This is a genomic window from Methylobacterium sp. FW306-05-D (genome assembly GCF_058782155.1).
In genome coordinates this window covers 1-7,833 of record NZ_JBYSXL010000121.1, presented here as the reverse complement: position 1 = coordinate 7,833, position 7,833 = coordinate 1, and the positions used below count along the sequence as shown (strand labels likewise).

General features: G+C 71.3%; 7 protein-coding genes. 1 reads left to right on the top strand and 6 read right to left on the bottom strand.

Translation table 11 applies throughout. The features are described from left to right. Positions 1–83: 83 nt before the first annotated feature. The 4 genes from panE to AC3WLN_RS22945 form a co-directional block, all read right to left on the bottom strand. On the bottom strand, positions 84–1,040 hold the full coding sequence (gene panE / locus AC3WLN_RS22960; RefSeq protein WP_492485155.1) for a 2-dehydropantoate 2-reductase: 957 nt from the start codon (positions 1,038–1,040) through the stop codon (positions 84–86). Positions 1,041–1,118: 78 nt separating this feature from the next. Beyond that, a complete protein-coding gene (locus AC3WLN_RS22955; protein WP_492485153.1) occupies positions 1,119–1,550 on the bottom strand; it encodes an MAPEG family protein in 432 nt (143 codons plus the stop codon). 74 nt (positions 1,551–1,624) lie between these two features. Then, positions 1,625–3,118 (bottom strand): IMP dehydrogenase, encoded by a 1,494-nt coding sequence (gene guaB / locus AC3WLN_RS22950; RefSeq protein WP_492485151.1) that lies wholly within the window; start codon positions 3,116–3,118, stop codon positions 1,625–1,627. 164 nt (positions 3,119–3,282) lie between these two features. Continuing rightward, positions 3,283–4,185, bottom strand: a complete 903-nt coding sequence (locus tag AC3WLN_RS22945) for a DUF3313 domain-containing protein (protein WP_492485149.1) — start codon at positions 4,183–4,185, stop codon at positions 3,283–3,285. Positions 4,186–4,491: 306 nt separating this feature from the next. Between AC3WLN_RS22945 and AC3WLN_RS22940 the strand changes: the two genes are divergently transcribed. Beyond that, a complete protein-coding gene (locus tag AC3WLN_RS22940; protein WP_492485147.1) occupies positions 4,492–5,907 on the top strand; it encodes a DHA2 family efflux MFS transporter permease subunit in 1,416 nt (471 codons plus the stop codon). Between the two features lie 74 nt (positions 5,908–5,981). Here the strand turns inward: AC3WLN_RS22940 and AC3WLN_RS22935 are convergent, their stop codons facing one another. Beyond that, complete coding sequence (locus AC3WLN_RS22935; protein ID WP_492485145.1) at positions 5,982–6,503, bottom strand: DoxX family protein; 522 nt, start codon at positions 6,501–6,503, stop codon at positions 5,982–5,984. A gap of 79 nt (positions 6,504–6,582) precedes the next feature. After that, the gene (locus AC3WLN_RS22930; RefSeq protein WP_492485143.1) at positions 6,583–7,833 is read right to left on the bottom strand and encodes a multidrug effflux MFS transporter; all 1,251 of its coding nucleotides are present in this window, start codon (positions 7,831–7,833) and stop codon (positions 6,583–6,585) included.

The following is a 7,833-nucleotide window of genomic DNA, read 5'->3' as shown; positions in this document are numbered from 1 at the left end:
GCCCCCGACCTGTCGGCACCGCCCCCGCGCCGACCCGATGCCAAGACGCAGCTCGAATACGGCGCGCCGCCGCCTGGACCTCGCTACTGAGGTTTCGCGGCCGCCGCCTCGCGGGTGCGGCGGTTCTCGTAGGCCTTGAGATGGGTGTAGACGCGGTCGAGCATCGGGTGCCCGGCCGCGGCGGGGGCCCGCGCGATCAGATCGCCGATGATGTGGTCGGCCTCGATGCGGGCGCCTCCCTCGATGTCGCGCAGCATCGAGGCGGTGAAGGCCGAGCCTTCGGCGGTCAGGGTCTTGCGGGTGTTGTCCATCGCGGTCGGCCGCGGTGCGTAGCCGGCGGCCTCGGCGATGGAACGGCATTCCTCCATCAGCGCCTCGATGAAGGCGAGTCCGCCCGGGGCGGCGACGATGTCGCCGATGGTGGCGCGCATCAGGCATGTGGAGCCGGCGAGTGTCGCCAGGAAACTCCACTTCTCCCACATTTCCAGGACCATGCTCTCGCTGAGGCGGGGCTGGAAGTTCGCGCCCCGCATCAGGGCTTCGATGGCCTCGACCCGGGCGGACCGGCCGCCGGCCCGCTCGCCGTAGGTGAGGGTGTGGAGCGGGTTCATCTGGCGGATCTCGCCCGCGGGGCCGAGGGTCGCGACGATCGCGCAGGCGCCGCCGAGCACCCGGTCCGCGCCGTATACCACGTCGAACGCGTCGAGGTGGCGCATTCCGTTGAGCACGGGCAGGATCGCGGTGCCGGGTCTGACCGCCGGCCGGACGTCGGCGATGGCGCTGTCGAGATCGTAGGCCTTGCACGAGAACAGTACGAGGTCGAAGGCGCCACCCTGGCCGGCGGCGAGGTCCGCGGCGGTCACCGTCCGGGGCGCCGGGATGTGCAGGTCGCCGGCGGGACTCACGACCCGGAGGCCGTCGCGGGCGAGCGTCTCGGCCCGGGCCGGACGGACCAGGAAGGTGACGTCGCGGCCGGCCTCGGCGAGGCGTGCCCCAAAGTATCCGCCGGTGGCGCCGGCGCCGACAACGAGCACGCGCATGGTCTCATCCCTCTCGTCGTTGGTGGATCGCGGCCTCGTCGGGCCCCGATCCCCGCGAACCCGCCTCTTCGTAGCGGGTCAGGCGCCGATCGGCGCCCAGAAAATCCGGGCCGCGAAGACGATCCACATCGCCAGCAGCACCAGCGTCCCGGCGGTATAGGCCCGGAACCGGGACGGGACGTGATTGGTCGTGAGGTAGATTCCGGCGTGGACGAACCGCGTCGCCACGAAGACCCAGGCCAGGACGACGAAGAGCAGGTCGGCCTTGCGCGTCGCCAGGGCGAAGCCGACGAGGACGTAGAACAGGACCGGGATCTCGAACTGGTTCGAGAAGGTGTTGGCGGCCTGCTGGGCCGGGGCCGGCCAGTCGCGCTGGCCGAGTGACAGCGCGCGGCCCGTCGCGGCGCCCCCGCGCAGCGCGGATTGGCGCGTGCGCCCGGTCCAGAACAGCAGCGCGAAGGTGAGGAAGACCTGGGCGAAGACGGGGGCCAGGATGGCTTGGACGGTCACGGCGGTTCCTTCGCCAGGCGAGGCCCGCGCCCGGCGCCCGGCCCGACCTCCGGCACGGGCTGGGGCAGCGCGCATCAGGCGCGGCCGGGGTAGTTCGGGCTCTCGCGGGTGATGGTCACGTCGTGGACGTGGCTCTCGCGCAGGCCCGCATTGGTGATGCGGATGAATTGCGCCTTCTCCTGGAAGTCCGGGATCGTCGGGGCGCCGACATAGCCCATGGCGGCGCGCAGGCCGCCGGCGAGCTGGTGCAGCACCGCCGCCACCGGGCCCTTGTAGGGCACCTGTCCCTCGATGCCCTCGGGTACCAGCTTGTGGGTGTCGCTGACCTCGGCCTGGAAGTAGCGGTCGGCGGAGCCGCGGGCCATGGCGCCCACCGAGCCCATGCCGCGGTAGCTCTTGTAGGAGCGGCCCTGGTGCAGGAACACCTCGCCGGGGGCCTCGTCGGTGCCGGCGAGGAGCGAGCCCAGCATGGCGACGGAGGCGCCGGCCGCGATCGCCTTGGCAAGGTCGCCCGAATACTTGATGCCGCCGTCGGCGATCACCGGCACGTCGGCGCTCTGCGCGGCCTCGACGGCCTCCATCAGGGCGGTGAGCTGGGGCACGCCGACGCCGGCGACGATGCGGGTGGTGCAGATCGAGCCCGGGCCGATGCCGACCTTGATGGCGTCGGCGCCGGCATCGATCAGGGCCTGGGCGCCGTCGCGGGTGGCGACGTTGCCGGCGACGATCTGCACGGTGTTCGAGAGCTGCTTCACCCGGCGCACGGCGTCGAGCACCTTGATCGAGTGGCCGTGGGCGGTGTCGACCACGATGACGTCGCAGCCCGCGTCGATCAGGCGCTCGGCCCGCTCGAAGCCGCTGTCGCCGGTGGTCGTGGCGGCGGCGACCCGCAGGCGGCCCTGCTCGTCCTTGACCGCGCCCGGATAGGCGACCTGCTTCTCGATGTCCTTGACCGTGATCAGGCCGATACAGCGGTAATGATCGTCGACGACGAGCAGCTTCTCGATGCGGAACTGGTGCAGCAGGCGCTTGGCCTCGTCCTGGCTCACGCCCTCGCGCACGGTGATGAGCCGGTCGCGGGTCATCAGGTCGGCGACGGTCTCGGACGAGTTCGTGGCGAAGCGCACGTCGCGGTTGGTGAGGATGCCGACGAGCTTGCCGCGGGAGCCGTTGGGGCCGCGCTCCACCACCGGGATGCCGGAGATGCGGTTCTGCTTCATCAGCGAGAACGCGTCCGCCAGGGTCTCGTCCGGGTGGATGGTGATGGGGTTGAGCACCATGCCCGACTCGTACTTCTTGACGAGGCGGACCTGCTCGGACTGCTCGGCCGGCTCGAGGTTGCGGTGGATGACGCCCATGCCGCCGTTCTGCGCCATGGCGATCGCCATCGGCGCCTCGGTGACGGTGTCCATGGCCGAGGCCAGGATCGGCAGGTTGAGGTGGATCGAGCGGGTGAGCCGGCTCGCGATCTTCACGTCGGTGGGCATCACCGAAGAGGCTGCGGGGCGCAGCAGGACATCGTCGAAGGTCAGGCCCTCGATGATGGAATCAGCGGTGATGCGGGCCATGAACCAACTCCGGAACGGGTGTTGCGCCGGGCCCTCGCGGGCGCTCCGACGTCACTGGGTTGGCACGGGCCAGTATCATGCGCGGGGAACCGGCGCAAAGGCGCCGGTGATCGCCTCGGACAGGAAAATGCGCTCCCGGCGCCGTTCTCCGGTGGGGGTTGCGCCTAGCGCACGCCTCGCGGCGCGCCCGGCAGGCCCTCGGCCGGTCCCTTGTCGGTCCATTCCGGCGGCGCGCCGACGTAGTCGCCGAGGATGCCGTCGAGGCCGGGGGCGCGGCCGAAGGCCTCGCAGTCCGGGTCGAGGGGCGCTTCGCCCAGGGTGGTGATGCGGACGCGGTCGTAGGTCGGCAGCGTCAGCGGCGCCTTGAACGGGTCCTGGCCGGTGGCGAGGTAGAAGCCGAAATCCTGGCCGAACTCGCCGGCGAGGTCGTAGGCGTCGCTGGCCGGGGAGAACCGGGCCTGGTTGGTGAAGGCGTTGCTCGCTCCGCCCCAGACCATGGCCGCCCGCTGCACGTTGCGGCCGTCGAGGGCCTCGGCCTCCACCGTCAGGCTGCCGAGCCCGATCGGGATGCGGGGGATCGGGACGCGGCCCACCGCCGTCGCGAAGCCGGCACCGAGCTGGGACGCGATGGTGATGCCCGCCGAGGTCGCCACGGTGGCGCCGGCCGCCGGCACGTTGGTCAGGTCGATCCGGGTCACCGCCGAGCGAACGGTGAGATCGGCCTTCCGGCCGGTGACCACGTCGTAGCGCAGGGAGAGCTCGTAGCAGAGCGCCCGGTCGGCCGCGTTGGCGACGAGCTTGCGCTCGGCCGGCGTCAGGCCCGGAGCCACGACCTCGGAGAAGGTCGTGGGCACGATCCGCACGGTCCGGGTGGCCGCCAGGACCGCCGGATCGACGAAGATCCGCGAGGAGCTGGCCGTCTCGTCGCTGGCCGCGAGGCGGTCGTAGCGGGTCAGCGCGCCCGATTCTGTCAGGACGACGGTGCCGCAGCCGGCGACGGCAGCCGCCAGCGCCAGGCAGGAGACGAAGCCGGCCAGCCTGCGTCGATGTTCGAACCTCGGAAGCATCGGTGACTTTCTTGGAGCCGTGGTAGGGGCCGCCCGGCACGGCTCCGAAGCGGAGTCGAGCGGCGTCCGATCATGACGCCGAGCTTAGCGGCTCCAGCAACATTGTGGAAAGGCGCGCGCCGTCGGTCCCGGTCCGTTGCTGGTCCGATGTGGCCGCAGGGCCACGCCGCCCGGAGCGCCGGGCCGTGCACGTGCGGCATGCCGGTTTCATCCCGTGCGTTTCGTCACCGGGCGCACACGGGCCGCGTTTCACTTTATCAACGCCCGGATGCATTCGGGCGGCTTGACCGGACCTATGTCTCGCCGATGCGCACGTCCCAGATCGTCCCCCTCGTCGTCGCCACCGCGCTGTTCATGGAGAACACCGATTCCACCGTGATCGCCACCGCGCTCCCGGCCATCGCCCGGAGCCTGAACGAGGATCCGATCGCCCTGAAGCTCGCGCTGACCGCCTACCTCGTCAGCCTCGCGATCTTCATCCCGATCAGCGGCTGGATGGCCGACCGGTTCGGGGCCCGCACGGTGTTCCGGGTCGCCCTCGGGGTGTTCATGGTCGGCTCGCTGGCCTGCGCGGCCTCGAACTCGCTCGCCGGCTTCGTCGCGGCCCGGTTCTTCCAGGGGCTCGGGGGCGCCATGATGGTGCCGGTGGGGCGCCTCGTGATCCTGCGCAGCGTGCCCAAGAGCGAACTCGTCAGCGCGCTGGCCTATCTGACGATCCCGGCCCTGATCGGACCGATCTGCGGTCCGCCGCTGGGCGGCTTCATCACCACCTATTTCGACTGGCGCTGGATCTTCTTCATCAACATCCCGATCGGCATCGCCGGCATCGTGCTCTCGACGATCTACTTCGAGAACGTCCGCGAGGCCGAGCGCCCGCCCCTCGACGTCCTCGGCTTCCTGCTCTCCGGACTGGGACTCGCCACGCTGATGCTCGGCCTCGCCTCCACCGGCCGGCAACTCCTGCCGGACGGGCTGTCCGGGATCTGCCTCGGCGCCGGCTGCGTGTTCCTGATCCTGTACTTCCGGCACTCGCGCGGCATGGCCAACCCGGTCATTCGCCTCGACCTGCTGCGGTATCCGACCTTCCGGGCGGCGGTGACCGGCGGCAGCCTGTTCCGGATCGGCACAGGCGCGATCCCCTTCCTGCTGCCGCTGATGCTGCAGATCGGCTTCGGCCTCGATCCGCTCCGGTCAGGGCTGATCACCTTCGCGGCGGCGGCCGGCGCGCTCCTGATCAAGATCATCGGTCCGCGCATCCTGCGGGCCTACGGCTTCCGCCGGGTGATGCTGGTCAACGCGCTGGTCGCCTCCGCCTTCCTGGCGGTGAACGGGCTCTTCACCGCCGAGACTCCGCACGCGGTCATCATCTTCGTGCTGCTGATCGGCGGCTGCGTGCGCTCGCTGCAATTCACCTGCGTCAACGCCATCGCGTATGCCGAGCTGGAAAACCGCGAGATGAGTGCCGCGACGAGCCTCGCCAGCGTGGCCCAGCAGCTCTCGCTCAGCCTCGGGGTCTCCCTCGGGGCGCTGGCCCTGGAGGGGGCCGCCGCCCTGCACGGCCGCACCGAGATCGCGGCGCAGGATTTCGCCCCCGCCTTCCTGGCGGTGGCGCTGATCTCGGTGATGTCGTTCTTCCCGTTCCGGCGGCTCAGCCCGGAGGCCGGCGCCGAGGTCTCGGGGCACCGGCTCGTCGCCGCCGCCCCGCGCAACGCGATGCCGTAGGACGCGGCGGTGTCCTGGAATAGGCCACGTCTTGAACCAGGCCGGGTCTTGGACCTCAGACGGCGTCTCGGATCTCAGGCAGCGGCCCGGGCCGGGGCGCGCCCGGGCGCACGCTTGGGCTTCTGCGCGCCGCGCGCGGCGGCATTCGACTTGGCCGGAGCCTTGGCGGGGCTCGCCGCGGTACGGGCGCCCTGGCGCCAGCCCTGCCAGCTCCAGCGGCCCGGACCCGTCATGGCGTAGATGAGGAAGCCGCCCGCCAGGCCGAAATCGGCCAGGAGCAGGGTGCGCTCGGCCACCGCGCTCGGTCCGGCGAACTGCCAGAACGGGTGGAGCAGCACCGCCATCACGCCCGCGAAGGCGGCGAGCGCCAGGCCGCTGATGCGGGGCAGCACGCCCAGGATGAGGGCGACCGGCCCGAAGACCTGGACGATCACCGCCGCGGTGGCGACGGCGTTCGGCGACGGCAGGCCGGTGGCCGCGAGGGTCACGGCGAAGCCCGAGACGTTGAGGGCCCGGGCGATGCCGGTGGGCAGCAGCGCGGCGGCGAGCAGCAGCCGGGCGAGGAAGAGCAATCCGTCTTGGGCACGGCCGGTCACGTCGCGAGCTCCGTCTGGCATCCTGGAATGCCGAGCTTTGTCGGGACCGGCTGAAGACGGCGTTAAGGCCGCCGCGCCCTCAACCGGAGACGCCGCCGCGGAACAGGCGGCCGCGCTCGGTCCAGGCCACCACCGCGAGGGCGAGGCCGCCGAGGAGCGCGTAGCCGATGCCGATGGGCAGCACCGAGCCGTCGAAGGCGTGCCCGATCAGGAAGCCGCAGAACGCGCCGAGGATCGTGGTGTAGAAGCCCAGGAAGGACGAGGCCGTGCCGGCGATCTCGCCGAGGGGCTGCAGGGCCAGGGCGTTGAAGTTCGGCATGGCGAAGCTGATCAGGAACTGGTTGGCGGCCAGGATCGAGAGGAACAGGGCCAGCGGCGGATGGCCGTGATAGGCGAGCCCGACCACGACCTGCCCCACCGCGACCACCACGAACAGGCTCAGGCCCGCATGGGAGAGGGGCCGCATGCCGAGGCGCCGGACGAGGCGGGCATTGACCAGGGTGGCGGCCCCCATGGCGCCGGCGACGAGCCCGAAGGCCAGGGGGAACAGGGCGCCGAGGTGGTAGAGCCCCGTGTCGAAGACCTGCTGGGCCGAGCCGACATAGCCCATGATGCAGCCGGTGAGCAGGCCGAGGGCGGTGGCGTAGCCCACAGCCACCCGGTTGCGGAAGGTGATGCCCACCGCCTGGGCGACCGCCCCGAGGGAGAAGGGGCGCCGGTACTCGGGATGCAGCGTCTCGGGCATCCGCCAGGCGAACCAGACCACCAGGAGGCCGGCCAGCGCCAGCATCGAGACGAAGACGTAGACCCAGGAGCCGAGCAGCAGCATCGCGCCGCCGATGGCCGGCGCGATCATCGGCACGATGAGGAAGACCATCATGATGAGCGACATCACGCTCGCCATCTCGCGCCCGGCGAAGCGGTCGCGCACGATCGCCGTCGACAGGACGCGCCCGCTGGCCGCGCCGATGCCCTGGATGATCCGCGCCGCGAGCAGCCAGCCGAAGGACGGCGCCACCATGGCGAGGCCGGTGCCGACGACGTAGATCGCCAGCCCCGCCAGCAGCACGGAGCGGCGCCCGTAGGTGTCCGAGAGCGGCCCGTAGACGATCTGCGCGGTGCCGAAGCCGATCATGTAGACGTAGACCAGGAGCTGCAGGCTGTTGGCATCGGCCACGCCGAACCGGGCCTGGATCGCCGGGAAGGCCGGCAGCAGGTTGTCGATGGAGATGGCCGTCACCGCCATCATCAGCGCGACGATGCCGACGAACTCGCCGAAGCCCGGACCCTTCCAGGGCCGGGCCGCTGGCCCGGAGGCGGTGTCGGGGAT

Coding starts and splice junctions, on each gene's coding strand:
- panE (WP_492485155.1), bottom strand. CDS start 1,040: ATGCGCGTGCTCGTTGTCGGCGCCGGCGCCACCGGCGGATACTTTGGG.
- guaB (WP_492485151.1), bottom strand. CDS start 3,118: ATGGCCCGCATCACCGCTGATTCCATCATCGAGGGCCTGACCTTCGAC.
- AC3WLN_RS22945 (WP_492485149.1), bottom strand. CDS start 4,185: ATGCTTCCGAGGTTCGAACATCGACGCAGGCTGGCCGGCTTCGTCTCC.
- AC3WLN_RS22940 (WP_492485147.1), top strand. CDS start 4,492: ATGCGCACGTCCCAGATCGTCCCCCTCGTCGTCGCCACCGCGCTGTTC.